Below are 425 nucleotides of genomic sequence, written 5' to 3'. Positions count from 1 at the left end.
GTCGCCCTGCGCCTGACCGGCAACCTGGACACGACCGCCCTCGAAGCAGCACTGGCCGACGTCGTGGAACGCCACGAATCCCTGCGCACCGTCTTCCCCCAGGACGACGAAGGCGGCTACCAGGTCATCCACAAGGACACCCGGCCCGAACTCCACCACATCTCCTCCAGCCCCGAACACCTCGGCACCGACCTCGCCGAAGCCGTCACCCACGGATTCGACCTCGCCACCCAGACCCCCCTCCGCGCCACCCTCCTCCGGACCACACCGGACGAACACGTCCTACTGCTCGTCATCCACCACATCGCAGCCGACGGCTGGTCACTGACCCCACTGGCCCGCGACCTCACCACCGCCTACACCGCCCGCACCACAGGCAACACACCCAACTGGGCCCCGCTGCCCGTCCAGTACGCCGACTTCAC

1 protein-coding gene is annotated in these 425 nt (G+C 68.5%); it reads left to right on the top strand.

The window, feature by feature from the left end; translation table 11 throughout:
• The coding region (locus JGS39_RS40255; RefSeq protein WP_219574689.1) for a condensation domain-containing protein at positions 1 to 425 on the top strand (425 nt) is incomplete at both ends.

The organism is Streptomyces poriferorum (genome assembly GCF_019399235.1).
GTDB lineage: Bacteria > Actinomycetota > Actinomycetes > Streptomycetales > Streptomycetaceae > Streptomyces > Streptomyces poriferorum.
The sequence above is the reverse complement of the archived record's forward strand: the minus strand, read 5'-3'. Positions and strand labels throughout refer to the sequence as shown.